Annotated in this window: 24 protein-coding genes; 8 read left to right on the top strand and 16 right to left on the bottom strand. The window is 74.5% G+C overall.

Annotation, left to right across the window (positions count from 1 at the left end; genetic code table 11):
- Nucleotides 1-2 precede the first annotated feature (2 nt).
- On the bottom strand, nucleotides 3-812 hold the full coding sequence (locus ACI8AP_RS18530; RefSeq protein WP_456590837.1) for a GNAT family N-acetyltransferase: 810 nt from the start codon (nucleotides 810-812) through the stop codon (nucleotides 3-5).
- Nucleotides 813-925: 113 nt separating this feature from the next.
- Between ACI8AP_RS18530 and coaA the strand changes: the two genes are divergently transcribed.
- Both coaA and ACI8AP_RS18520 read left to right on the top strand, forming a co-directional pair.
- Nucleotides 926-1,888 carry a type I pantothenate kinase gene (gene coaA / locus ACI8AP_RS18525; protein WP_456590836.1) on the top strand — a complete coding sequence of 321 codons (963 nt, stop codon included), beginning with the start codon at nucleotides 926-928 and terminating at the stop codon, nucleotides 1,886-1,888.
- Between the two features lie 203 nt (nucleotides 1,889-2,091).
- Entirely contained in the window at nucleotides 2,092-2,295 is a 204-nt protein-coding gene (locus ACI8AP_RS18520; protein WP_456590835.1) for a DUF5999 family protein, read from the top strand.
- A gap of 68 nt (nucleotides 2,296-2,363) precedes the next feature.
- Here the strand turns inward: ACI8AP_RS18520 and gcvP are convergent, their stop codons facing one another.
- The 12 genes from gcvP to ACI8AP_RS18460 all read right to left on the bottom strand — a co-directional run bounded on the left by gcvP (nucleotide 2,364) and on the right by ACI8AP_RS18460 (nucleotide 14,621).
- Nucleotides 2,364-5,384 (bottom strand): aminomethyl-transferring glycine dehydrogenase, encoded by a 3,021-nt coding sequence (gene gcvP / locus ACI8AP_RS18515; RefSeq protein ID WP_456590834.1) that lies wholly within the window; start codon nucleotides 5,382-5,384, stop codon nucleotides 2,364-2,366.
- Nucleotides 5,385-5,500: 116 nt separating this feature from the next.
- Complete coding sequence (locus ACI8AP_RS18510; protein ID WP_456590833.1) at nucleotides 5,501-6,076, bottom strand: MerR family transcriptional regulator; 576 nt, start codon at nucleotides 6,074-6,076, stop codon at nucleotides 5,501-5,503.
- A gap of 249 nt (nucleotides 6,077-6,325) precedes the next feature.
- Complete coding sequence (locus tag ACI8AP_RS18505) at nucleotides 6,326-6,817, bottom strand: bifunctional nuclease family protein (protein WP_456590832.1); 492 nt, start codon at nucleotides 6,815-6,817, stop codon at nucleotides 6,326-6,328.
- 116 nt (nucleotides 6,818-6,933) lie between these two features.
- Nucleotides 6,934-7,668 carry a transcriptional regulator FtsR gene (gene ftsR, locus ACI8AP_RS18500; protein WP_456590831.1) on the bottom strand — a complete coding sequence of 245 codons (735 nt, stop codon included), beginning with the start codon at nucleotides 7,666-7,668 and terminating at the stop codon, nucleotides 6,934-6,936.
- 76 nt (nucleotides 7,669-7,744) lie between these two features.
- Nucleotides 7,745-8,260, bottom strand: a complete 516-nt coding sequence (odhI, locus tag ACI8AP_RS18495; protein WP_456590830.1) for an oxoglutarate dehydrogenase inhibitor Odhl — start codon at nucleotides 8,258-8,260, stop codon at nucleotides 7,745-7,747.
- A 259-nt stretch (nucleotides 8,261-8,519) separates the two neighbouring features.
- Nucleotides 8,520-8,924, bottom strand: a complete 405-nt coding sequence (gene gcvH / locus ACI8AP_RS18490; RefSeq protein ID WP_456590829.1) for a glycine cleavage system protein GcvH — start codon at nucleotides 8,922-8,924, stop codon at nucleotides 8,520-8,522.
- An 89-nt stretch (nucleotides 8,925-9,013) separates the two neighbouring features.
- The gene (locus ACI8AP_RS18485; protein ID WP_456590828.1) at nucleotides 9,014-9,790 is read right to left on the bottom strand and encodes a DUF881 domain-containing protein; all 777 of its coding nucleotides are present in this window, start codon (nucleotides 9,788-9,790) and stop codon (nucleotides 9,014-9,016) included.
- The gene (locus ACI8AP_RS18480; RefSeq protein ID WP_041775731.1) at nucleotides 9,787-10,119 is read right to left on the bottom strand and encodes a small basic family protein; all 333 of its coding nucleotides are present in this window, start codon (nucleotides 10,117-10,119) and stop codon (nucleotides 9,787-9,789) included. Before ACI8AP_RS18480 ends, ACI8AP_RS18485 begins: the two co-directional genes overlap by 4 nt.
- Before the next feature lie 4 nt (nucleotides 10,120-10,123).
- Entirely contained in the window at nucleotides 10,124-11,023 is a 900-nt protein-coding gene (locus ACI8AP_RS18475; protein WP_456590827.1) for a DUF881 domain-containing protein, read from the bottom strand.
- A complete protein-coding gene (locus ACI8AP_RS18470; RefSeq protein WP_456590826.1) occupies nucleotides 11,020-11,688 on the bottom strand; it encodes a CDP-alcohol phosphatidyltransferase family protein in 669 nt (222 codons plus the stop codon). Before ACI8AP_RS18470 ends, ACI8AP_RS18475 begins: the two co-directional genes overlap by 4 nt.
- A 181-nt stretch (nucleotides 11,689-11,869) precedes the next feature.
- Nucleotides 11,870-13,951: an elongation factor G-like protein EF-G2 gene (locus ACI8AP_RS18465; RefSeq protein WP_456590825.1), complete on the bottom strand. Its 2,082-nt coding sequence runs from the start codon at nucleotides 13,949-13,951 to the stop codon at nucleotides 11,870-11,872.
- 148 nt (nucleotides 13,952-14,099) lie between these two features.
- Nucleotides 14,100-14,621 carry a DUF2243 domain-containing protein gene (locus tag ACI8AP_RS18460; RefSeq protein WP_456590824.1) on the bottom strand — a complete coding sequence of 174 codons (522 nt, stop codon included), beginning with the start codon at nucleotides 14,619-14,621 and terminating at the stop codon, nucleotides 14,100-14,102.
- Nucleotides 14,622-14,677: 56 nt separating this feature from the next.
- Between ACI8AP_RS18460 and ACI8AP_RS18455 the strand changes: the two genes are divergently transcribed.
- Nucleotides 14,678-14,878, top strand: coding sequence for a hypothetical protein (locus ACI8AP_RS18455; RefSeq protein WP_456590823.1), 201 nt, complete (start codon nucleotides 14,678-14,680; stop codon nucleotides 14,876-14,878).
- A 253-nt stretch (nucleotides 14,879-15,131) separates the two neighbouring features.
- Nucleotides 15,132-17,660: an HAD-IC family P-type ATPase gene (locus ACI8AP_RS18450; protein ID WP_456590822.1), complete on the top strand. Its 2,529-nt coding sequence runs from the start codon at nucleotides 15,132-15,134 to the stop codon at nucleotides 17,658-17,660.
- 20 nt (nucleotides 17,661-17,680) lie between these two features.
- Here the strand turns inward: ACI8AP_RS18450 and ACI8AP_RS18445 are convergent, their stop codons facing one another.
- Both ACI8AP_RS18445 and ACI8AP_RS18440 read right to left on the bottom strand, forming a co-directional pair.
- Nucleotides 17,681-17,863: a helix-turn-helix domain-containing protein gene (locus ACI8AP_RS18445; protein WP_456590821.1), complete on the bottom strand. Its 183-nt coding sequence runs from the start codon at nucleotides 17,861-17,863 to the stop codon at nucleotides 17,681-17,683.
- Nucleotides 17,851-18,627 (bottom strand): cupin domain-containing protein, encoded by a 777-nt coding sequence (locus tag ACI8AP_RS18440; RefSeq protein WP_456590820.1) that lies wholly within the window; start codon nucleotides 18,625-18,627, stop codon nucleotides 17,851-17,853. Before ACI8AP_RS18440 ends, ACI8AP_RS18445 begins: the two co-directional genes overlap by 13 nt.
- 93 nt (nucleotides 18,628-18,720) lie before the next feature.
- Between ACI8AP_RS18440 and ACI8AP_RS18435 the strand changes: the two genes are divergently transcribed.
- Together ACI8AP_RS18435 and ACI8AP_RS18430 are read left to right on the top strand one after the other, a co-directional pair.
- On the top strand, nucleotides 18,721-19,695 hold the full coding sequence (locus ACI8AP_RS18435; protein ID WP_456590819.1) for an NAD(P)-dependent oxidoreductase: 975 nt from the start codon (nucleotides 18,721-18,723) through the stop codon (nucleotides 19,693-19,695).
- Nucleotides 19,692-20,273 (top strand): DUF3995 domain-containing protein, encoded by a 582-nt coding sequence (locus ACI8AP_RS18430; protein ID WP_456590818.1) that lies wholly within the window; start codon nucleotides 19,692-19,694, stop codon nucleotides 20,271-20,273. The genes ACI8AP_RS18435 and ACI8AP_RS18430 overlap by 4 nt, the downstream gene beginning before the upstream one ends.
- Nucleotides 20,274-20,607: 334 nt before the next feature.
- Here ACI8AP_RS18430 and ACI8AP_RS18425 read toward each other — a convergent pair whose 3' ends face one another.
- Nucleotides 20,608-21,537: a LysR family transcriptional regulator gene (locus ACI8AP_RS18425; protein ID WP_456590817.1), complete on the bottom strand. Its 930-nt coding sequence runs from the start codon at nucleotides 21,535-21,537 to the stop codon at nucleotides 20,608-20,610.
- A gap of 61 nt (nucleotides 21,538-21,598) precedes the next feature.
- Here ACI8AP_RS18425 and ACI8AP_RS18420 point away from each other — a divergent pair, with 61 nt between their 5' ends.
- Both ACI8AP_RS18420 and ACI8AP_RS18415 read left to right on the top strand, forming a co-directional pair.
- A complete protein-coding gene (locus ACI8AP_RS18420; protein WP_456590816.1) occupies nucleotides 21,599-22,621 on the top strand; it encodes a cyclase family protein in 1,023 nt (340 codons plus the stop codon).
- Nucleotides 22,622-22,630: 9 nt separating this feature from the next.
- A complete protein-coding gene (locus ACI8AP_RS18415) occupies nucleotides 22,631-23,776 on the top strand; it encodes an FAD-dependent monooxygenase (protein WP_456590815.1) in 1,146 nt (381 codons plus the stop codon).
- Nucleotides 23,777-23,829: the final 53 nt, after the last annotated feature.

Genomic DNA, 23,829 nt, shown 5'->3' with positions numbered 1-23,829 from the left:
GCTCAGTCCTGCGGGAGCTCGGCCACGGCCGTGGTCGCGACCCGGGCGAACCCGATGCGCTCGTACACCCGCGCCACGTCGTCGTCACCGGCAGCCAGGAAGACCAGGTCGGCGGTCTCCCGGGCGTGCGCGGCCAGCGCCGAGGCGACGCCGGCGCCCAGCCCGCGGCCGCGCAGCCGCGGCAACGTCGCGACCCCGACGATCTCGCTGACCTCGGTGCCGTCGACGTCGACGGGCTGGTGGGAGCCGACCGCGACCGGCTGGCCGTGCTCGATGGCGACCATCATCACCGTCCGGCCGTCGGCGATCCGCTCGCGCAGGACGGCGGTCCGCCGCTGCGCCTCCGCCGACGACTCCAGTGGGACCTCGTGCACGTCGGCGGCACCGCCGGGGTGGGCGAACGCCAGCGCGGCGACGTGCTGGTAGTGCGGCAGCTCCGGGTCGTCGGCGCCGACCAGGAAGAGCCGGACCCCGGCCGGGAGGACGACGTCGACGGGGTCGGCGGCCACGAGCAGCGGAAGCTCCTCGACGGTCATCCCGACGGCTCGGACGGCGACCCCTACCTCCGGCGAGCACTCCAGGATCCACTCCAGCGCCGCCGGCACCCCCGCGGCCTGCTGCAGCGCGATCGCGGCGCGCACGTCCTCGGCGGTCACCTCGTCGCCGCCGCGGCGCGGGCGGGCCGGATAGGGCCAGGCGGGATCGGCGAGCGGGACGTCCAGCGCCCCGGCGGCCTCGATCCGCGCGTCCGGCTGGGGCGCGGCGGCGAAGTAGCGCTCGATGCACTCGAGCGTTCCCGGACGGGTCGGCACGCCAGAACACTAGACCCGCCCCGGCCCGGCGGGCCCCCGCCCACCCGCCGGCCGCTGCCGGCCACCCGCCCGGGTGACCCCGCGCGCACGCCACCGGCGGGGTGGACGGCACGATGGGGCGCGTGACGGCTGGCACTCGAGGCTCCATCTCGCCCTATGCGGCGTTCGACCGCGACTCGTGGCGAGCGCTCGCGGCGGGCACGAGCCTGCCGTTGGACGCGGCGGAGCTGGAGGACCTGGCCTCGCTGGGTGACCGCATCGACCTGGACGAGGTGGCCACCGTCTACCTGCCGCTGGCCCGGCTGCTGAGCCTGCACGTGACGGCCAGCCGTCGGCTGTGGGCCGCGCAGAGCGAGTTCCTGGGCGACACCACCGCCAAGGTGCCGTTCGTCATCGCCGTCGCCGGCAGCGTCGCCGTCGGCAAGAGCACCACGGCCCGGCTGCTGCAGACGCTGCTCGCGGCCACGCCGGGCGCCCCCCGGGTCGACCTGGTGACGACCGACGGATTCCTCCTCCCCAACGCCGTCCTGGAGGAGCGCGGCCTGCTCGGCCGGAAGGGGTTCCCGGAGAGCTACGACCGCCGGGCACTGCTGCGTTTCCTGGCCGACGTGAAGTCCGGCCGCGAGGAGGTGTTCGCGCCGGTGTACGACCACCAGTCCTACGACATCGTGCCCGGACGGGTGCAGGCGGTCGACCGACCGGACATCCTCGTGCTCGAGGGGCTCAACGTGCTGCAGGCCGGACGCCGCACGGACGGTTCCGCGCCCGACATCTTCCTCTCGGACTTCTTCGACTTCTCCGTCTACGTCGACGCCGCCGAGGCCGACATCCAGCGCTGGTACGTCGAGCGGTTCCTGGCGTTGCGCCGGACGGCGTTCCAGGACGCCACGGCCTACTTCCACCGCTTCGCGGCGCTGACCGACGACCAGGCGCGGGAGACGGCGCTGGGCATCTGGTCGGCGGTGAACGGGCCGAACCTGCGGGACAACATCGCACCCACCCGGTCCCGCGCCCGCCTGGTGCTGCAGAAGTCCGCCGACCACTCGGTCCGCAGGGTCCTGCTGCGCAAGCTCTGACCACGCGACACGCCGCCGGCACCGGCGCGCCCACCCGAGCCCGGCAACCGCCAGGGCAGGACCTGACGACCCCGACGAGTGAGACTGTGACCCGCCTCACGTGACCTGGGGGCACCGACGTGCCGACACTGTTGATGTCCGGTGATCGGACAAGTACAGCCAGTGACTGCCGGTGTTCCCCGGCGAAACGGATGTGAGCTCCCATGTGCACCCACCGCACCCCGTGCCCCGAGCCCGCCAGCGAGGCCCGCGACCTCGCCGCCGTGGTGCGCAGCCGCCCCGAGCAGGGGTGGCGGCTGCTCTGCAACGGCGTCGTCCTGTTCGACGACGACGGTGAGCTGCTGCCCGACGGCCAGGCCGTTCCCGACCACCACGTCTGGCTGGCGCCGGAGCCCGTCGGCGCGTAGCCGCCGCCCGCCTCGCGCCCCGCGGCGTCGCCCGAGCCCCCCGTCGATCCGGCGGGGGGCTCGGGGCCTCAGCGGGCGGCGCCCACGACGTCGGCGGTGGTTCCCAGGTCGTCGGGCGCCCCCTGTGCCCGGTCGGGCACTGCGCCGGGCACCTCCTGCGGCTCCGGCTCGGCGAACGCCTCCGGCGGCGGGCAGGAGCAGACCAGGTTCCGGTCACCGTAGGCCTGGTCGATGCGGCGCACGGGGCTGAGGTAGCCGCGACCCCGCAGCGCCGGCACGGGGAACACCGCCTCGCTGCGCGGGTAGGGCCGGCCCCACTCCCCCGCCACCATCGACAAGGTGTGCGGGGCGTTGCGCAGCGGGTTGTCCTCCCGGTCGTACTCGCCGGTGGCCACCTTCTCGATCTCCCCGCGGATGTGCACCATCGCGTCGACGAACCGGTCCAGCTCGGCCTTGTCCTCGCTCTCGGTCGGCTCCACCATGAGCGTCCCGGCGACCGGGAAGCTCATCGTCGGGGCGTGGAAGCCGAAGTCGATGAGCCGCTTGGCGATGTCGTCGTTGGTGACGCCGGAGGCCTTCGTCAGCGGGCGGATGTCGAGGATGCACTCGTGGGCCACGAGCCCGTTCGTCCCGGTGTAGAGCACCGGGTAGTGCTCGCGCAGCCGGGTGGCCACGTAGTTGGCCGCGAGGATCGCGTGCTGGGTGGCCCGGGTCAGGCCGTCGGGTCCCATCAACCGCATGTAGGCCCAGGAGATCGGCAGGATGTCCGCCGAGCCCCAGGGGGCGGCGGAGACGACCGGACCGGAGGTGCCGGTGTCCACGACCGGATGCCCGGGCAGGAACGGCACCAGGTGCTCGCGCACGGCGACCGGGCCGACGCCGGGGCCGCCGCCGCCGTGCGGGATGCAGAAGGTCTTGTGCAGGTTCAGGTGGCTGACGTCGGAGCCGAACCGGCCGGGCCGCGCGAGCCCCACCATGGCGTTGAGGTTGGCCCCGTCGACGTAGACCTGCCCGCCGGCGTCGTGCACGGCGGCGCAGATCTCCTGGATGTCGGTCTCGAAGACGCCGTGGGTCGACGGGTAGGTGATCATGATCGCGGCCAGCCTGTCGGCGTGCTGGTCGACCTTGGCGCGCAGGTCGGCGAGGTCGACGTTGCCCGCCTCGTCGCAGGCCACCACGACCACCCGCATGCCCGCCATCACCGCGCTCGCGGCGTTCGTGCCGTGCGCCGAGCTGGGGATCAGGCAGACGTCGCGCAGCTCCTCGCCCCGGCTGCGGTGGTAGCCGCGGATGGCCAGCAGCCCGGCGAACTCCCCCTGCGACCCGGCGTTGGGCTGCACGCTCACCGCGGCGTAGCCGGTGACCTCGGCCAGGCCGGCGCACAGCTCCTCGATCAGCCGGGCGTAGCCGCGGGCCTGGTCGGCGGGCGCGAACGGGTGCAGGTTCGCGAACTCCGGCCAGGTGATCGCGGCCATCTCGGTGGCCGCGTTGAGCTTCATCGTGCACGAGCCCAGCGGGATCATCGTGCGGTCCAGCGCCAGGTCCTTGTCGCTCAGCGAGCGCAGGTAGCGCAGCATCGCGGTCTCCGAGCGGTGCGCGGCGAAGACCGGATGGGTGAGGAAGGGCGTCCGGCGACGCAGCTCCGGCGGCAGCGCATCGGCCCCGTCGTCGGCCAGGGCCGCGTCGTCCGCGGCCACGCCGAACGCCGCGGCGACGTCCCGGAGGACCGCCGGCGTCGTCGTCTCGTCACAGGCGACGGCGACGGTGTCGGCGTCGACCTGGCGCAGGTTGATCCGGCGCTGCGCGGCGGCGGCGACCACCTCCGCCGCCCGTCCGGGCACGGAGACGCAGACGGTGTCGAAGAAGCGCTCGTGCACCAGCCGCAGGCCGCCGGCGGTCAGCCAGCCGGCCAGCGCGGTCGCGCTGCGGTGCACCCGCGCCGCGATCGCCGTCAGGCCCTCGGGGCCGTGGTAGACGGCGTACGCGCCGGCCATCACGGCCAGCAGCACCTGGGCGGTGCAGATGTTGCTGGTGGCCTTCTCCCGGCGGATGTGCTGCTCGCGGGTCTGCAGGGCCAGGCGGTAGGCGACGTCGCCGTCGGCGTCCACGGAGACGCCCACCAGTCGGCCGGGCAGCTGCCGCGCCAGGCCTTCGCGCACGGAGAGGTAGCCGGCGTGCGGCCCGCCGAAGCCCATGGGGACGCCGAAGCGCTGGGTCGTGCCGCAGGCGACGTCGGCGCCCCACTCCCCCGGCGCCTCCAGCAGCGTGAGCGCGAGCAGGTCCGCGGCGACGACCACCGAGGCCCCCGCCTCGTGCGCGGCCGCGGCGAGCGCCCGGTGGTCGCGGACCGCGCCGCTGGCACCCGGGTAGGACAGCAGCACGCCGAACGCCCCCGCCTCGGGGAGGTCCGTGGGCCAGCCGTCCGACAGGTCGGCGACGTGCAGGCGGATGCCGAGCGGCTCGGCGCGGGTCTGCAGCACGCCGAGGGTCTGCGGCAGCGTGTCGGCGTCGACGACGAAGACCGCGTCCGCCGTGGCGCGGCCGGCGCGCCGCACCAGCGTCATCGCCTCGGCGGCGGCCGTCGCCTCGTCCAGCATCGAGGCACCGGCGACCGGCAGGCCGGTCAGGTCGGCGACGGTGGTCTGGAAGTTGATCAGGGCCTCGAGCCGCCCCTGGCTGATCTCGGGCTGGTACGGCGTGTAGGCGGTGTACCAGGCCGGGTTCTCCAGCACCGTCCGCTGGATCACCGGCGGGGTGACGGTGCCGGAGTAACCGAGGCCGATCATCGAGGTGAAGACCTCGTTGGCCGCGGCGCGCTCGCGCAGCAGCCCGAGGACGGCGGCCTCACTCTCCGCGGGCGGCAGGTCGAGCGGCGCCCGGTCGCGCACGCCCTCGGGGATGCAGGCGTCGACCAGCGACTCCAGCGACGGGTGCCCGACGACCTCGAGCATCGCCGCGGTGTCGCCGGGGCGTGGCCCGATGTGGCGGCCGGTGAAGGAGCCGGCGGGGTCGAGGGCGTTCAGCGAGGGCAGCGGCCCGGCGAACGGTGCGGAGGTCTTCCCGGTGGACGCGGCGGCGCGGTCGGTCACTGCTCGGACGGTACCAGCGGGCCGTCCCCGCGATCGGGTGCGCGCCGGGCCCGAGCGGGCGACCCGGGCAGCAGAGAGCCCCGCCCACGACCGCGGACGGGGCTCGTCGCGTTGAACTACGCCGTCGCGGCGCGGCGCCGGCGGCGCATGGAGAGCTCGTCGTCGGACGGGACGACCTGGCCACCGTCGATCCGCTCGGCCGGCAGCTCCGCCAGCTCACCGGAGAGCTCCCGCAGCGCGCCGGAGACCGCGATCCCGAAGACGCCCTGACCGCCGGCCAGCAGGTCGACGACCTCCTCCGCGGAGGTGCACTCGTACACCGTCGCCCCGTCGGAGAAGAGCGTGACGTTCGCCAGCTCCTTCACCCCGCGCTGGCGCAGGTGGTCGACGGCCTTGCGGATGTTCTGCAGCGAGACTCCGGTGTCCAGCAGCCGCTTGACGACCTTGAGCACCAGGATGTCGCGGAAGGAGTACAGCCGCTGGGTACCCGACCCGGTGGCGCTGCGGACCGACGGGGACACCAGGCCGGTACGCGCCCAGTAGTCCAGCTGGCGGTAGGTGATGCCGGCAGCGGCGCAGGCGGTCGGACCGCGGTAACCGACCAGGTCGGTGTCGACCTGGTCGTACTGCGGCGCCCCGACGGCGGCGTCGCTGAACAGCTGACCCTGCGAGCCGTTGCCCTGGTCGCTCACGTCCAGCGTCCTCCTCTGTCCCGCCACCGGAGCGGCAGGTCGACGGCTTCACACCCCCGGACCTCAGGTGTCACACCGTTGTTGTTCGCTGACGGTAAGCCGGGCCCGGAGGCCGGTCAACTGAGCGGGGCGGCGTGTCGTCACACCAGCACCATTTCGGGTGATGGTCGGGCACGGGCCTGCCGATAGGACCTGGAGGCCCACCTGACGCCCGCCCGGGCGCATGCGCTCCGGGCCGGCGTCGACCGGCTAGGCCGACCCGCCGCCGGAGCCCGAGCCGGCACCGAAGTCCTCCGGCGAGATCTGGTCGAGGAACTCGCGGAACTTCTCGACCTCGTCCTCCTGCTCGTCGGGGATCTCGATGCCCACCTCGTCCAGCAGGTCCTCGGCCCCGAAGATCGGCGCCCCGGTGCGGACGGCGAGCGCCACGGCGTCCGAGGGGCGGGCGCTGACCACCCGGTCGTCACCGAAGACCAGCTCGGCGATGTAGATGCCGTCGCGCATCTCGGTGATGTTGACCGCCTCCAGCTCCGCGCCGAGGGTGCGCACCACCTCCCGGAGCAGGTCGTGCGTCATGGGCCGGGCGGGACGCACGCCCTGCTGCTCGAACGCGATCGCCGCCGCCTCGACGGCGCCGATCCAGATCGGCAGGTAGCGCTCGCCCTGCGTCTCCTTCAGCAGCAGGATCGGCTGGTTGCCGGGCAGTTCGACGCGGACACCGACGACTCGAAGCTCCTGCACGGTGGCTGCTCCCTCGGCTGCGGCCCGCGGTCGGGCGGGCGGATCGGACAGGCGGCCGGCGACTGCCGGGACATCGGTCGGGCGCGGACGGCGACGGCGTCCACGGTACGCCGCCCTCAGGGGCGCAGGAGGTCGCGCAGCCGCGTCTCGAGCAGGGCCGTGTGCAACTGCGCGGAGAGCGCGGCCAGCTCCTGCAGCTTCTCGGTGGCCCGTGTCCGGGCCTCCTCCGACCGCGCCCGCAGGACGGGGGCGACGAGCTGCTCGACGAGGCCGGCCTCGCGCTCCACGGCGCTGCGGTAGACCCGCAGGTGCCGCGGCTCGATGCCGTGCCGGGCCAGCCCCGCCGCCGCCCGGGCGATGGGGAGGTCCGCGGCAGGGTGCCGGCCGTCGGCGTCGGTGCTGAGCAACCCGAACTGCACGCAGTCGGCGAGCTGCTCGGGCTCCAGCCCCGCGGCCCGGGCGAACTGCTCGGCGGTCAACGGGGCCGCGGCCCCCTCCTCGGTGGAGGCGGGGGGCAGCGGCGCCGACGCGCCACCGGTGCCGGGCAGCGGCTCACCGCGGTCCAGCGCGTCCAGGTGGTCCTTGATCACCCGCAGCGGCAGGTAGTGGTCGCGCTGCGCGGTGAGCACGTACCGCAGCCGGCTCACGTCCGCCCGGGAGAACTTGCGGTACCCCGACGGCGTGCGCTGCGGGTGGACCAGGTCCTCGGACTCCAGGTAGCGGATCTTGCTGATCGTCACGTCGGGGAAGTCGTCGCGCAGCACTGCCAGCACCTCGCCGATGGTCAGGCGCGGCGCGTGCTGGTCGCCGGCGTCCCCGAGCGCACGTTCGCGCTCGGGCACGGCGGTCACGCCCCTCTCTCCCCGGGACGCCCTGTCGGTGTCCCGGTCCGCGGTCCCCACATGCGGAAGATCGCCGGTCGGCGCACTAGCGAGCGGCCGGCTCGCCCGTGCGCGGGCCGGTCAGGTACACCAGGCGGAACTTGCCGATCTGCACCTCGTCGCCACCGGCCAGGGTGGCGACGTCGACGGGCTCGCGGTTGACGTAGGTGCCGTTGAGGCTGCCGACGTCGTGCACCGAGAAGCCCCCGCCCTCGCGGTGGAACTCGACGTGCCGGCGGCTGACGGTGACGTCGTCGAGGAAGATGTCGCTGTCGGGGTGCCGACCGGCCGTGGTGACGTCCTGGTCGAGCAGGAACCGGCTCCCGGCGTTGGGGCCGCGCTTGACCACCAGCAGGGCCGAACCGGCCGGCAGCGACTCCACGGCGCCCGCGTGCGCGTCCGCAGCCTCGGTGACCTCGGGCTGCTCGCCGGACTCCTCACCGCCGACCTTCGGGATCACGCTGGTGGCCTCGCCGACGCGCTCGGGGGCCAGCGCCGCACCGCACTGCGCGCAGAAGCGACTGCCCTCGGGGTTCTCGTGGCCACATCGAGTGCAGTGCACGTTGCGTCTCCTCCGGTGCGAGGGGCCCGCCGCGGACCTGGAACTGGCCGCGGGCGGCCGGCGGACGGTGGGCCGGGCGGCCCGCCGTGGGTCGGCCGCCGCGGGGGCGGCGGACCGTGGGTCATGGAACCAGCCGGTCGGCCCGAGGGTCAACCGGAGGTGCAGGGCCGGGGGGCGGGTTCACCGCAGGTGCCCCGCTGTTCCCAGCCCCACGCGATCATAGTGATCGATGCCGGGAGTCAGCCTCCCGGCGGGCCGGTCACGAGCCGTCGACCACGGCCTGGTAGGCGTCGGCGTCGAGCAGCTGCCCGATCGGGTCGCCGCCCTCCCCCGGCACGGCGATGTCGACCAGCCAACCCGCGCCGTACGGGTCCGCGTTGATGGTCTCCGGGGCATCGGTGAGGCGGTCGTTGACCGCCGCCACGACGCCCGCCACCGGCGCGTAGACGTCGGAGACCGACTTGGTGGACTCCACCTCGCCGATCGGGGCGCCGGGGGCCACCTCGGCCCCCACCTCGGGCAGCTGCACGAAGACGATGTCCCCCAGGGCGTCCTGGGCGTGGTCGGTGATGCCGACCCGGACGACGGTGGACGTGCCGTCGGTCCCCTGCACCAGCGCCCACTCGTGCTGGTCGGTGTAGCGGCGGTCGTCGGGCGTGGCCATGCGGGCGATCGTCTCCCGGTGAGGTGATGGAACGGCCTCGGTGCAGGGGCCCACCTCGGGCGGAGCGAGAGGTGGGGGCACCGAGGTCCTTAGTCGGTCTCGGGCGAAGCGTATTGAGGGCGGTCCAACGGCCGCAACGCGTCCACGACGAGCTCGGGCGACTGGGCGATCTCCACCCAGCCGCCACGCCGCTCGATCCGCTGCACCACTCCGCCGGGGATGTTCATGGCCGTCGCCATGCTCTGGGGATCCCCCAGGACCACGAACTCGTACGGCGAGCGCAACGACGTCCCGTCGACACGGAGGTCGCCGGTCGTCCCGGTGACGGCGCTGGACAGCCCGATGCGGACGTCGTCGACCTGCATCGTCTCCGCGCCGGCCCCGCGCAGTTCCTGGATCACGTCGAGGAGGTCGGACACCCGGACGGCCCCGGCGGGGTCGCTGACGGAGAGGGCGATGCCAGGCCCCTGCGCCGGCAGCGTGCCGCCCAGGATGCCGAGGGCCTCGGCGCGGCGGCGGGCCTCCTGCAATGCGGCCCCGGTCTGGCTGCCCGAGCCGTTGAGCTCGCGCAGCGCCGCCCGCTGCTCCGTCAGCTGGGCCCGCAACCGCTCCTCCCGGCTGTTGAGCTCGTCGAGGATGCGCACGAGGTCCTCCTCGCGCGCGCCGGCCAGCATCTGCGCCTCGTCGGCGTTGCGCACCTGGACCGCGAGCGCGAACCCGAGCAGGAGGGTCAGCACGCCGATGAGCGCCGCCGCCAGGCGATCGGGGCGCCGCCGCGCGGCCGGGTCGGGAGGCGCGCCGGCGGCGTCGGGCCCGTCCGGTCCCGCGGCAGCTCCCGGTGGGGCGGGTGGCCGGTCCGCCGTCACGCGCGGAAGACGTGCCGCCGGATGGCGGCCGCGTTGCCGAAGATGCGGATGCCGAGCACCACGACGACCGCCGTGGACAGCTGCGCGCCCACCCCCAGCTGGTCGCCCAGGAAGACGATGAGCGCGGCCACCACCACGTTGGAGACGAACGAGATCACGAACACCTTGGCGTCGAAGATGCCGTCGAGCCGGGCCCGGAAGCCGCCGAACACGGCGTCGAGGGCGGCCACGACGGCGATCGGCAGGTAGGGCTGCAGCCACAGCGGGACGGTCGGGTCGAAGAGGAGGCCGAGCAGGACGCCTGCGGCGAGACCGAGGATCGGGATCACGTCGTCAGCCTCCGGGGCTGGGCTCGGTGCCGGGGACCCGGCGGGGGGTGACGGGCTCGGCGAAGCGCAGCTCCGGCGGGTTGGCGGCCGGCAGGGACAGCTCGTCCTCCTTGGCGAACTCGAACCGCAACCCCGCGGACGCGGAGAACGAGGCCAGCGCACGCACCTCGGGGTTGGCGAGGAAGGCGTTGGCCAGCGCGTCGGGGTCGCCGATGGCGCTGACCCGGTAGGGGTTGGTGACCGGGCGGAAGTCGACGAGCACCGCCTCGCCGGCGAACCGGATGGCGCTGGTGGGGCCGAGGCGCTGGCCGTTGATGCTGATCGCCTCGGCGCCGGCGGCCCAGAGCGCGTTCACCACGAGCTGCAGGTCGCCGTCGGCCACCTGCACGTTCCGGGCATCCGCGGCGCTCCCGGCGAGCGGGTCGTCGTCGGCCTCGGCCTCGGCGTTGGCCAGCGTGACGAGCAGCCCCGGCCCGGCGACGGCGACGGCGGCGGTGCCCTGCTCGGCCCGCGCGAGGGCGTCCAGCGCGCGCTGCCCCACCGCCGTGGCGGCGAGCAGCTCGTCGCTGGTCCGGCTGACCTCGGCGCGCAGCTCCTCGAGCCGCGCGGTCAGGTCGTCGCTGAGGGCCGACTCGTCCTGGATGTCGCTGACCAGCGCCTCGCGGATCTCCTGCCGTCCCTGCGCCTTGGCGGCGGCCTGGTCGTAGGTGACCGCGGCCAGCAGGCCCGCGGCGGCCATCGTGAGCGCGACCAGGACCCGCCCCCGGCCTCGCCGGGGTGCCTCTCCCCCGGCCTTGCGCGCGGCCGCGTCGGCGTAGGCAGGGTCGAGGGTCTCGGCGAGGACGTCGTCGAGCAGGGAGGCCCCCAGCGAGCGGACGCCACCGGCCGGGCGCGTGCCGGTCACGGCGAGTTCCGGGAGGCCGCCGCCCGGTCCGCGGCGAGCAACCCCACGACCTGGACGACGTAGAAGATGCCGGCCAGCAGGTAGAGCGCCGTGCCCCAGATGGTGAGCGCCCAGGCGAACGGCGCGGCGACGGTGGCCAGCGGACCGTTCCCGTCGGCGAGCAGCAGCACCGGGAAGGCGTAGAGCAGCAGGAGCGTGGCCGCCTTGCCCAGGTAGTGCACCTGCAGCGGCGGGTAACCGTGCGCCCGCAGGAGCAGCAGCATGAGGCCGAGGACGAGCTCCCGGCCCAGCAGCAGCGCCACCAGCCACACGGGCACGACCTCGCGCAGCGCCAGCGCGACCAGGGTGGAGACGATGTAGAGCCGGTCCGCGGCCGGGTCCAGCAGGGCACCCAGGCGGCTGCCCTGGTCCAGCCAGCGGGCGAGCTTGCCGTCGAGCCAGTCGGTGAAACCGGAGACCATGAGGACCACGAGGGCCCAGCCGTCCTCCTCCGGGCCCAGCAGGAGCCACAGGAACAACGGCACGCCGAGCAGCCGCAGCACCGACAGCGCGTTCGGGAGCGTCCAGATGCGGTCCGGAAGGGCCTGGCGGTCGGGCAGCGCGGCCGGCGTCGTCCGGGACGGGGGTACGGGTACGGCAGCCGACGGCCCGTTCGACGACGTCACGTTCCCTCCAGTGCCAGCACGACCGTGCCCGAGGCTAGTAGAAGGACCCCTTGCCCCCCACCACTCGCCTGCTCGCGGCGGGTCCCTGCCGGGAGCCACCGGCCCCCTCGTCGCTCGCAGGCTCGCGGCGGGCCTCCGGACGGGCCACGGCGGGCCCGCCCACTCGCCGGGACGGCGTGGCTCAGGCCGGGACGGCGACCGCCGCGGGAGCCGGCTCGTAGCCGAGCGGGCGGCGGTCGAAGGCGCCGGTGCCGTGCGTGACTGATCGCAGCACGCCGGGGTAGCCCAGCAGCTCGGCCTCCGGCACCTCGGCGTGCACGGTGGCCCGGTCCCGGCCCGGGTCGGCCTCCGTACCCGTCACCCGCGCCCGGCGGGACGACAGGTCGCTCATCACCGCGCCCACGAACTCGGCCGGAACCTGGACGCGGATCTCGCACCAGGGCTCCAGGATCCGGGTGCCGGCCGCGTTCGCCAGCTCCCGCAGGGCCAGGGCGCCGGCGGCCTGGAAGGCGGCGTCGGAGGAGTCCACCGAGTGGGCCTTGCCGTCGACGAGGGTCACCCGGACGTCGACGAGCGGCCGGTCACCGGTCACCCCGCGCGCGGCCTGCGCGCGGATGCCCTTCTCGACGCTGGCGTGGAACTGGACGGGCACGGTGCCACCGACGATGCGCTGCTCGAAGACGATCCCGGAGCCCGGCTCCCCCGGCTCCCCCTCGACGACGACGACGGCGTACTGGCCGTGCCCGCCGGACTGCTTGACGTGCCGGCCGGTCACCCGCGCCGGGCCGCGGAGCGTCTCCACCAGGGGGACCCGCACCGGGACCGGGGTGACGGCGACGCCGTGGCGGCTGCGCAGCCGCTCCAGCAGCACCTCGGCGTGCGCGTCCCCCACGCACCAGAGCAGGAGCTGCCCGGTGTCGGGACGCCGCTCCAGCCGGACGGTGGGGTCCTCCGCGACGAGCCGGGCCAGGGCCGTGGCCAGCCGGTCCTCGTCACCGCGGGAAGCAGCCTCCACCGCCACCGGCAGCTGCGGCACCGGCAGTTCCCACGGGGGGACCAGCCGGGGTTCCTCCGGCGAGCTCAACGTGTCGCCGGTCTCGGCCGTCGCCAGCCGGCCGACCGCGCAGACGTCGCCGGCGGGGCACGCCGCGACCGGCCGCAACGCGGAGCCCAGCGGTGCGGAGAGGACGCCGATCCGCTCGTCGGCGTCGTGGTCGGGATGCCCCCGCTCCGCGAGCCCGTGGCCGGAGACGTGCACGGCGACGTCCGGTCGCAGGGTGCCGGAGAAGACGCGGACCAGCGAGATCCGGCCGACGTAGGGGTCGGTGGTCGTGCGGACCACCTCGGCGACGAGCGGGCCGTCGGGGTCGCACTGCAGCGGCGGCGCGGGTGACCCGTCGGGCCGGGTGACCGGCGGGCACCCGTGCTCGGTCGGCGAGGGGAGGGCGGCCACGACGAGCTCGAGCAGTTCGTCGATGCCGACCCCGGTGAGCGGGGCGGCGCAGAGGACGGGGTGGAAGTGCCCGCGGGCGACGGCCGTCTCCAGGTCGGCCAGCAGGTCGGGGACGGCGAGCTCGTCGCCGGCGAGGTAGCGCTCCATGAGGGTCTCGTCCTCGCTCTCGCCGATGATCCCCTCGATCAGCTCGGCGCGGAGGCGGTCGGCGTCCTGGTCGCCGGTGCGGGCGGCGTCGAGATGCGGCTCCAGGAGCGAGACCAGGCCGCGCGCGGCGCCGTCCGGCCCGCGGTCGACCAGGTGCACCGGGTACACCCCCTCCCCCAGCATGAGCTGGCAGAGACGCACGGCCTCGGCGACGTCGGCACGCGGCCGGTCGATCTGGGTGAGCACCACGGCGCGTGGCAGGCCCACCGCGGCGCACTCCTCCCACAGCTGGACGGTGCCGGCGTCCACCCCGCTCACGGCGGAGACCACGAAGAGCGCCGAGTCGGCCGCCCGCAGCCCCGCTCGCAGCTCGCCGACGAAGTCGGGGGAACCCGGGGTGTCGAGGAGGGTGATCCGGTGGCCGTCGTGCTCGACGGCGGCCACGCCCAGGGAGACCGACCGCTGCTGGCGGATCTCCACCTCCTCGGTGTCCAGGCAGGTGGTCCCCTCCTCCACCCGCCCGGCGCGCGGGACGGCCCCGGTGGCCGCGAGCAGCGCCTCCGCCAGCGTCGTCTTGCCGGCGCCGGCCCGGCCGACGAGGGCCACGTTGCGCACCAGCGCGGGCGGGCGGGGAGCGGGAGCCGGGGGGATGTCCTTGCCCATGGACCGACCTCAGCCGTCGGAGCCGCGTGCGGGAACGGGATGTGCTGCGCGGGCTGCCACGGTGCCTCCTGGTGCTGGTGTGTCGTGCGTCACAGCCTGCCCTGGGAGGTGGGTGGCGGACAAGACCCCCGGCCGGGGGCCGGCCCCCTCAGGTCTCCCGGACGCCGGCGCGCGCGGCGAGGCGGCGCACACCGCGACGGTGCAGCAGCCACCCGCCCCCGATCAGCAGCACTCCCGACGCCAGGAACGCCAGGTCCCAGCCCAACGGGCCACCGAGGTCGTCGCGGACGTGGTGGATGCCGAGGAGCTGGTGGTTGATCAGCCCCTCGACGAGGTTGAAGATCCCCCACCCGACGAGCACGAGGCCGAAGTGGAAGCCCCAGCTCGGCGCGAGCCGGTCGCGCCGCCAGGCGACGAGGGCGGTGATCGTGCCGGCGAAGGCGAGCACCCAGGTCGCGGCGTGGAAGAGGCCGTCGGCCAGCGTGTTCACCTCCAGGGCGGCGAGCGTCGTCGGCTCCTCCACGGCGCTCACCATGTGGTGCCACTGCAGGATCTGGTGCAGCACGATCCCGTCGACGAAGCCGCCGAAGCCCAGCCCGTACAGCAGCCCGGTCGCCCGGTCGGGCATCCGCCGGGAGCGCCGGCCGGTGGTGTCGCGTGCGGTGGCCATGGCCGCTGCGCTACCCCGTGGCCACGGGCGCACGCGCGGGACGCATGCTGGTCGGCATGAGCAGCGACCACGCCGCCGGCCGCGACCAGCACACCGGGCGGGCGCACGCCGTCCTCCGCAGCACCGCCGACCTGCCGGCGCCCTGGGCCGCGGTCTGCGGCGCATCGGTCGGCGTCATCCAGGGGAAGTGGGACGGACCCCGGGGCCTGGGCTCGGCCGACCCCTGCCCCGAGTGCCGCCGCATCACGGGGACCTGACGCCGCTCCTCCCCGGCGTTGCCGCGCGGTTCGTCGGTGTCCCTCCTGGTCGTGGTTTTGTTGGGCATAACGGTCGCACCTGCGGTGCGGCACGCCTGCTGCGTCGGCGGCGCCGGACCCCGCGGCCGGCCGGGGCGGCGCCGCCTGTGCGTCTGCTGGGTGGTCCGCGTGTGCGCGGGCGACCGCCGGCCGCGCCCGGCAGACTCCGGGGTGGCCCCGCTCACCCGGTCGGGCCCGGGTCGGAGGAAACCGGATGGACGTGCAGGAGTCGGGTTCCGCGGTGGGCGGGAACGCGGCGGTGGGACTGAGCCAGCGGGAGGCCGAGGCCCGGCGACGGCGCGGCGAGGGCAACGTCAGCGTCCGCGCGTCGTCCCGCGGCTACGCGCAGATCCTCCGCACGAACGTCTTCTCGTTCTTCAACGTGATCCTGTTCGTCATCGGCGCGGCACTGCTCGCCCTCGGCCGGTACAGCGACGCCTTCACCAGCGTCGGTCTCGGCCTGGTCAACGCGACGATCAGCGCCGTGCAGGAGATCCGGGCCAGGCGGAAGCTCGACCGGCTCCAGCTGCTGCACCGCAGTCTGGTGACGGTCGTGCGCGACGGCACGCACGTCGAGGCGCCGCCGGAGGAGGTCGTCCGCGGCGACGTCGTCCACGTCCGCCCCGGCGACCAGCTCGTCGTCGACGGGCCGGTCCTCGACGGTGGCCGGGTGGACGTCGACGAGTCCCTGCTGACCGGGGAGTCCGAGCCGCTGCAGAAGGGGCCCGGGGACGACCTGCTGTCGGGCAGCTTCTGCGTCGGCGGCGAGGGGTACCAGCTCGCGCGTGACGTGGGCGCCGCCAGCTACGCCGGCCGGCTGACCGCCGACGCCCGCCGGTCCACCACCGACCGGACACCCCTGCAGCTGCGCATCGAGTTCGTGGTCCGGCTGGTGATGCTGCTGGTCGCCCTGATGAGCGCCACCATCCTGTTCCAGGCCGCGCTGGAAGGCCTCTCCCTGGTCCGGGTGGTGCAGACCACCGCGGTGCTCTCCGGCCTGGTCCCCTACGGGCTGTTCTTCCTCGTGGCCGTCGCCTACACCGTCGGCGCGGCCCGGAGCAGCGGGCGGGGCGCTCTCGTGCAGCAGACCAACGCCGTCGAGTCGGTCAGCCACGTCGACGTCGTCTGCACCGACAAGACCGGCACCCTGACGACCGGCCGGCTGGCCCTCGCGGAGGTGCACCCGGTCGGCATCCTCGACACCGCGGCGGTCGGGGAGCTGGTCGGCTCCCTGGCACGCAGCACGGCGGCGCCCAACCTGACCACCACCGCGCTCGCCGACTCCCTGCCCGGCCGGGCGTGGACGGTGCACGAGGAGATCCCCTTCTCGTCGTCGCTGCGGTGGAGCGCCGTGCGCGCCGACGACGGCGTGCACGTCCTCGGCGCGCCGGACCGCCTGGCCCCCCACCTCTCCGGGCCGCCGCTCACCGAGGCGGTCGGCGCGCGGACCGACCAGGGGCTCCGGGTCCTGGTCGTCGCCCGCGCCGCCGCGCACGCGCCGCTCCGGGACGACGCGGGGCGCCCCCGCCTGCCCGCCCTCGAGCCGGTCGCCCTCGTGTCCCTCGCCGACGAGCTGCGCCCGGACGTCCCGGAGACGATCGCCCGGTTCGCCGGCGGCGGGATCGACCTCAAGGTGGTGTCGGGCGACGACGCGCGGACGGTCGCGGCCCTGGCGCGGCAGGCCGGGCTGGACGCCGGGGTGCCGGTGACCGGTGCCGAGCTCGACGGGATGACGGACGCGGAGCTGGACCGGCTGGCCGTCCGGGCGACGGTGTTCGGCCGCATCGCGCCCGAGCAGAAGGAGCGGCTGGTCGACGCACTGCGCCGGCAGGGACGCTACGTCGCCATGATCGGCGACGGGGTGAACGACGCCCGGGCTCTCAAGCGGGCGCACGTGGGCGTGGCGATGGGGAGCGGCAGCGCCGTCGCCCGGGACGTCGCCGACATCGTGCTGACCGAGGACTCCCTGGGGGCGCTGCTGCCCGCCCAGCACGAGGGGCGGCGGATCATCGACGGCATCGGGACCTCGATGCAGGTCTTCCTGTCCCGGGTCGCCACGCAGGGCCTGGTGATCCTCGCTGTGACGATGCTCGGCCTGGGGTTTCCCTACTCACCGGCGAACGTCGGGCTGACGCTGCTCACCGTCGGCGTCCCGACGCTCTTCCTCACCGCATGGGCGCGACCGACGGCGCCGGACCCGGACCTGCTCCCGAACCTCGGGCGGTTCGTCGTCCCGGCAGCGGTGGTGACGGCCGCCGGCGGCGTCGCGCTCTACGCCTACCACTACACCTTCCTGTTCGAGGGGCTCGGCCGCACCGGCACACCCGCGGAGGTGCTCGCCGCGTTCGAGCGCTACACCGGGCTCTCCTCCGACGACGTGGGGTTCGCCGAGGCGGCGGCCACGATCGGGGCCCAGACCGCGCTCTCCACCTTCGTCTCGTTCGCCGCGTTCCTGCTCATCCTCTTCCTCAAGCCACCGAACCGGTGGTTCGCCGCCTGGACGCGGCCGGACGGCGACAAGCGCCCGGCGATCCTCGTCGCCGGGCTCGCCGCGGTGTTCACCGGCGGTCTGTTCGTCCCCGCGGTCAGCGACTACTTCGGCCTCACGGGCGCCGCCGACCCGGTGTTCTTCACCGTGCTGCCGGCCCTGGTGCTGTGGTTCCTCGTGCTGAGCGCGGCGTACCGGCTCCGCCTCCTCGAGCGCGCCCTCGGGCTGGCCCGCCCCGGTGCGACCGCACGCTGACAGCCGGGACCCGCCGGCGCTCAGGAGGCGCGGGCCGCTGCCCGGTACTGGCCGGGGCGGGTGCCGCACACCCGTTTGAAGGCCGCACTGAGGCCGAAGCCGCTCTCGAAGCCGACCCGCCGGGCGACGGCGTCCACGGTGGCGTCGGTGCGCTCGAGCAGGTCGGCGGCCAGGCACAGCCGCCAACCGGTCAGATAGGCCATGGGCGGTTCCCCACCAGGTCGCCGAACCGCCGGGCGAACGTCGCCCGCGAGACACCGGCCTGCCGGGCGAGCTCGGCGACCGTCCACGGCCGGGCCGGCTCGGCATGCATCCGGCGCAGCACCGGACCCACGACCGGGTCGCCCAGCGCGCGGTACCAGGCGGGCGGGTCGCCCCCTGGCCGGGCGAACCACTCGCGGAGCGTCGACAGGAGCAGCAGGTCCAGCAGCCGGTCCAGGACGGCTTGCTGGCCGGGGTCGTCACGCTCGATCTCACCCACCGTGAGGTCCAGCATGAGTGCCAGCTGCCCTCCGCGCGGGATTACCAGCACTCGGGGCAGCGCCGTCACCAGGCGCTGGGACACCTGGCCGCGCACCCGGTAGGTGCCGGTGAGCATCGCGGTCGGACCATCCAGGCTCTGTCCACAGGTGCGGGCTCCCAGCCGCAGGTCGTCCAGGGACTCCGTGCCATCGGCGGCGGTGCAGCGGTCGCCAGGGTGCAGCACGTACAGGGGTGGGGTCGACACCGCGCGGTCGTGGGCCACGGTGAACGGCGTGCGGCCGACCACGACGGCCACCTCGTCCTCCCCGATCGGAACGGGGTCGGTGTCGTCCGGGATGATGAAGGCCGAGCCGCGCAGCATGGCGACCAGCGTCAGCGGGCTGTCCTGCGCGAATCGCACCGACCACGGCGGGGTGACGACGTCGCGGCCGAACAGCGCTCCGCTCGACCGCACCTCCGCCAGAAGACTCGCGAGCGCGTCCACGACGCCGCACGCTAGACACTTCCTGGACGCCGGGACATCGAGTTGAGCGTCTGCACCATGTCGACGCTCACCCGGTGACCGTTGACTCGCGGCATGACCACGTCGAACCCCACCGCCCACGGGACGCAGGCCCGACCGGACGACGCCGCCCCACGGATCACCACCGGGCCCGGCACGCGAGCGGGCGGTGCCCCACCCGAGGCCGACCCGGTGACCGTCGTGGGCCTGGGGTCGATGGGCAGCGCCCTCGCCCGGGCACTGCTCACCGCCGGAGTGACGACCACGGCTTGGAACCGGTCGCCGGCCCGGGCCCGGCCGCTCGCCGAGGAGGGGGCCGCCACCGCCGGGACGCTGGCTTCCGCCGTCTCGGCCGGCTCGCTGATCATCGTCTGCCTGCGCGACCACGCCGCCTTCCAGGACGCGTTCGCCGACCTGGACCCGGACCTCCTGCGCGGCCGGACCGTGGTCCACCTGTCCTCGGCGACCCCGGCCCAGGCGCGAGCGAGCGCCGACTGGGCCGCGCGACGCGGAATGACGTACCTGAACGGGGCGATCATGGCGCCCACCCCGCTGATCGGCACTCCCGACGCGCTGATCCTCTACAGCGGCCCCGAGGCCGTGTTCGAGGACGTTCGCGCGCGGCTGGCTCCACTCGGCACGGCGGAGCACCTGGGCGAGGACCCGGCCCGGGCGTCGCTGTTCGACGTCGCCATGCTGGAGGTCTGGTTCGCCGGCATGACCTCGTTCCTGCACGCCGCCGCGATGACCACCGCACACCGTGTGCCGGCCGGCGCCTTCCTGCCCTACGCCCTGCGGGTCGTGGCGATGCTGCCCGACACCCTGGCCGGGCTGGCCGGCGACGTCGACGCCGGTGTCTTCCCCGGCGACGAGGACCAGCTGGCCATGGAGGCGGCGGCGCTCGACCACATCGTCGCGGCGGCCGAGGACAACGGCACCGACACAGGCCTGGCCGCCGTCCTGCGCGACCTGACCCATCGGGCCGTGGCAGCCGGCCACGGCGCCGACGGGTTCTCCCGCCTGATCGACCACCTGCGCACCCGGGGGTGAGCGATGCTGCCTGGCACGCCGTCGGCCACCGGGAGCGACACCGGCGTGCGCTCCGGGACGTCCGCACGGAGGCTCCGTCGGCGCATGTCCTGGTGTGGGTCGCCGGCTCCCTCGGCCTGCTGCATGCTGCGGCCAGCCTGTACTGGGCGGTCGGTGGGCGATGGCTGTTGGCGACGGTGGGCCAGTGGGCGGTCGACCTGTCGGACAGGGCACCCCTCAGCGCTGGGATCGTGCTGGGGCTGATCGCACTGATGAAGGCAGTGGCCGCGGCGATCCCCATCGGGGTGGTCTACGGACGACTCCCTCGCGCGACGTTCTGGCGGACCGCCAGCTGGGCCGCTGGGGTGCTGCTGATCGTCTACGGCGGTGTCCACACGACGGTGAGCGCGGCGGTGCTCTCCGGACTGATCCGCCCTGCGGGCGGCTACGACCTCGAGGCGATGCGGGGCCACGCCTACCTGTGGGGCCCGCTGTTCCTCGTCTGGGGTACGGCGCTGGTCCTGTCGCTCTGGCTCTCACGCAGGCGCCTGGCTGGCACCCGATGGGCGTCACAGCATCCGCGGTCCCCGTACCGATGAGTTCGCCCGGCCGGTGCCGTCACTCGGTGACCGCCATGGAGTGCGTCCCGGTCATGCCCGGCGGAACGGTCGCGCCCCGGTGAACGGTGGAGATCCGGGTCGCTGGTCCGCCGTCGCGCCGGAGTGGGACCAGCTGGTCCGCTCAGACCGATGCGCACGCCTCCACGCGTGTCCGTTCCGGCGCGTCGACCCGCCTCCGACCACCACATCTCGTCAGGCCTCGACCCACAGCCGCACTGGACGAGGCCTCCCGCTGCCCGGTCGGCGAGCCCTCCGAGGACCTCCTCGGCTCCCCCGCGCGGACGAGCCGTGGAATCGCGCGGATCGACGAGCGCTATACCACCGTCCCGGGCTCGCCCATGGCTTGCCGCGCAGCGCGGGTCACGAGGTCACGCAGGTAGGCGTGCTCGGGGTCGTCGTCGTAGGCGGGGTGCCACCACATCGCCTCGACCAGGGGTCCGATGTCCAGCGGCGGGGCGAGCGCCCGGATGCCGCTGTTGAGGGGCAGCTGCTCGACGAGGTGGCGCTGAAGCAGCGCGATGCGGTCGCTCCCGGCGATCAGGCCCGGAACGGTCAGGAAGTTCTCCGTCACGACCTGGACGACGGGTTCGACACCGCGCATCCGCAGTTGCCGCTCGGCCGGGGTGGCCGCCGTCGGGCCGTGGAAGGTGACCACCCAGGGGAGGTTTTCGAGGTCCGCCACGGTGAGCCCCTCGTCCACCACGGGGTTGTCGGCGGCGACGACGCACACCCAGTCGTCGCGGTACAGGTCGCGGTGCGACAGGCCGGTGACGAAGCCGTGCGGCAGGATCAGCAGGTCGGTGGTCAGCATGACCTGGTCGGCGCGATCGACCGCCGCCGGGGTGTTCGCGGCGAGGCGGAGCCGGGCGTGCGGGGCCTCCTCGCTCAGCAGCGCGGCGACGGTGTCGCCCAGGACGGCGACCCAGTAGTCGCTCACGAGGAAGGTGAACTCGCGGGTCGATGACCGCGGGTCGAACTCCGGCTGCGCGCTGAACACCCGCTCCACGCCGGAGAGCGCCATCCGGGCCAGTTCCTTGAGCTGCACCGCCAGCGGGGTGAGCCGGTACTCGTTGCCCACCCGCGTGAGCAGCTCGTCACCGAAGTGCCGCCGGAGCCGGGCCAGGGAGGCGGACAGGGCCGGCTGGCTCAACCCCATCTGCTGGGCCGCCCGCGTGACGCTGCGCTGCTGCAGGAGGGCATCGAGCGAGACCAGCAGGTTGAGGTCCAGGCTGGCGAGCTGCATCCGCGCAGGCTATAGACGCCGTCAATGCCTGTCATCAGACATCTCGTCTTCCCTCACCCATGTGGGCCGCACCACTCTCGGTGGTGTGCACGAGTTCCCCGACCGCCTCGACCGGACCGATCCCGAGGGCGCGATCGCCGCGGCCGCGAAGCGCTGCTCCAACTGGGGCCGGTGGGGCGCCGACGACGTGCTCGGCACGCTGAACTTCCTGGACGAGGCCAAGCGCGTCGAGGGCGCGCGACTGGTCCGCCGCGGGATGAGCTTCAGCCTGTCGCAGCGCTTCGACATGGACGGCCCGCAGAAGGGCTGGCGGCGCCGCACCAACCCGGTGCACACGATGCTCGACACGGGCACCGACGCCGAGCGCGGGGTGCAGGGCTTCCCCCACGGCCTCGGTGGCGCCGACGACGTGATCGCGATGCCGCTGCAGGCCTCGACCCAGTGGGACGGCCTCGGGCACATCTTCGACCACGGCATGGCCTGGAACGGCCGCCGCGCGGGCGACGTCGTCACCAGCGACGGCGACAAGCTGACGGGCATCGAGACCACCGCCGCGCTGTTCGCCGGCCGCGGCGTGCTGCTCGACGTCGGCCGGGCGATCGGTACCGACGGCGAGCTGCCCGACGGCTTCGCCATCACGACCGAGCACCTCGAGGCGACGATCGCCGCGCAGGGCGGGAGCGCCCGCGTCGGCCGCGGCGACCTGCTGCTCGTGCGCACCGGCCGGCTCACCCGCGCCCGCCGCGACATCGCCGAGGGCCGCGGGTGGGGCGACTACGCCGGCGGCGCCGCACCCGGCCTCAGCTTCACCACCGCCGACTGGCTGCACGGCACGGAGATCGCCGGCATCGCCACCGACACCTGGGGCTTCGAGGTCCGGCCCAACGAGTTCGACGTCGCCTTCCAGCCGCTGCACCAGGTCGCCATCCCGAACATCGGCCTGTTCATCGGCGAGATGTGGGACCTCGACGCCCTCGCGGCCGACTGCGCCGCGGACGGCGTCTGGGACTTCTTCCTCACCGCCGCACCCCTGCCCGTGACCGGCGCCGTCGGCGCCCCGGTCAACCCGATCGCCGTCAAGTAGGAGCCCCAGATGCCCGCGGTCAGCAACGTCCTCGTCGTCGGCGCCGGTCTGGCCGGTGCCGGCGCCGCCATCCACCTCGCCGCCGCCGGCGTCGCCGTCGACCTGGTCGAGATCAAGCCCGAGGTCATCGCGCTCGGCTCCGGCATCACCTTGCAGGGCAACGCGCTGCGCGAGCTGCGCGCCCTCGGCGTCTGGGAGCGGGTGCAGGAGGCCGGGTACGCCTTCGACGTCACCGGCATCCGCGCTCCCGACCCGAACGGGACGGTGGTCGCCGAGATCCCCGACGCCAAGACCGGCGGCCCCGACCTCCCGGCCGTCATGGGCATGCCCCGCCCGGAGCTGGCCCGCATCCTCGCCGACCGCGCCACGGAGGTCGGCGCGAAGCTCCGGTTCGGCACGACCTTCACCGAGCTGACCCAGGACGGCTCCGCCGACGGGGAAGGGGGCGTCGACGTCACCTTCTCCGATGGCTCGACCGGCCGCTACGACCTCGTCATCGGCGCCGACGGCGTGCGGTCGTGGACGCGGCGGGCGCTCGGCATCAACCTGGACACGAAGTCCGTCGGCATGGGCATCTGGCGCGCCTTCGGCCCGCGGCCGGCCAGCGTCACCCGCACCGACCTGTACTACGGCGGCCCCTCCTACATCGCCGGCTACTGCCCGACCGGCGAGGACTCGCTCTACGCCTACATCGTCGAGGACGCCCAGGACCGCAGCGCCCTCTCCCCCGACGAGCAGCTCGCCACGATGAAGCAGCTCTCGCAGGCCTACCACGGCCCCTGGGACGAGATCCGCGAGACGCTCACCGACCCGTCCCGGGTGAACTACACCTGGTTCGAGACCCACGTCCTCGACGAGCCGTGGAACCGCGGCCGGGTCGTGCTGATCGGCGACGCCGCGCACACCTGCCCGCCCACCATCGCGCAGGGCGGCGCCATGGCACTGGAGGACGCCGTCGTCCTCGCCGAGCTGCTCGTCGACCGCGACGCGCTGGACCAGGACCTGTGGGACGCGTTCATGGCGCGCCGCTACGAGCGCGCGAAGACCGTCGTCGACGCCTCCAACCAGCTCGCCCAGTGGCAGCTCGAGCACGTGCAGGGCGACATCCCCGGCCTCATGCGCTCCGTCGCCATCCTCACCAGCCAGCCCGCCTGACAGAGGACCCCGTCCCCCTCACCGCTCGCACGCCCGCGGTGAGCCTTTGGACG

The sequence above is a fragment of the Blastococcus sp. SYSU DS1021 genome, assembly GCF_054050995.1.
The sequence above is the reverse complement of the archived record's forward strand: the minus strand, read 5'-3'. Positions and strand labels throughout refer to the sequence as shown.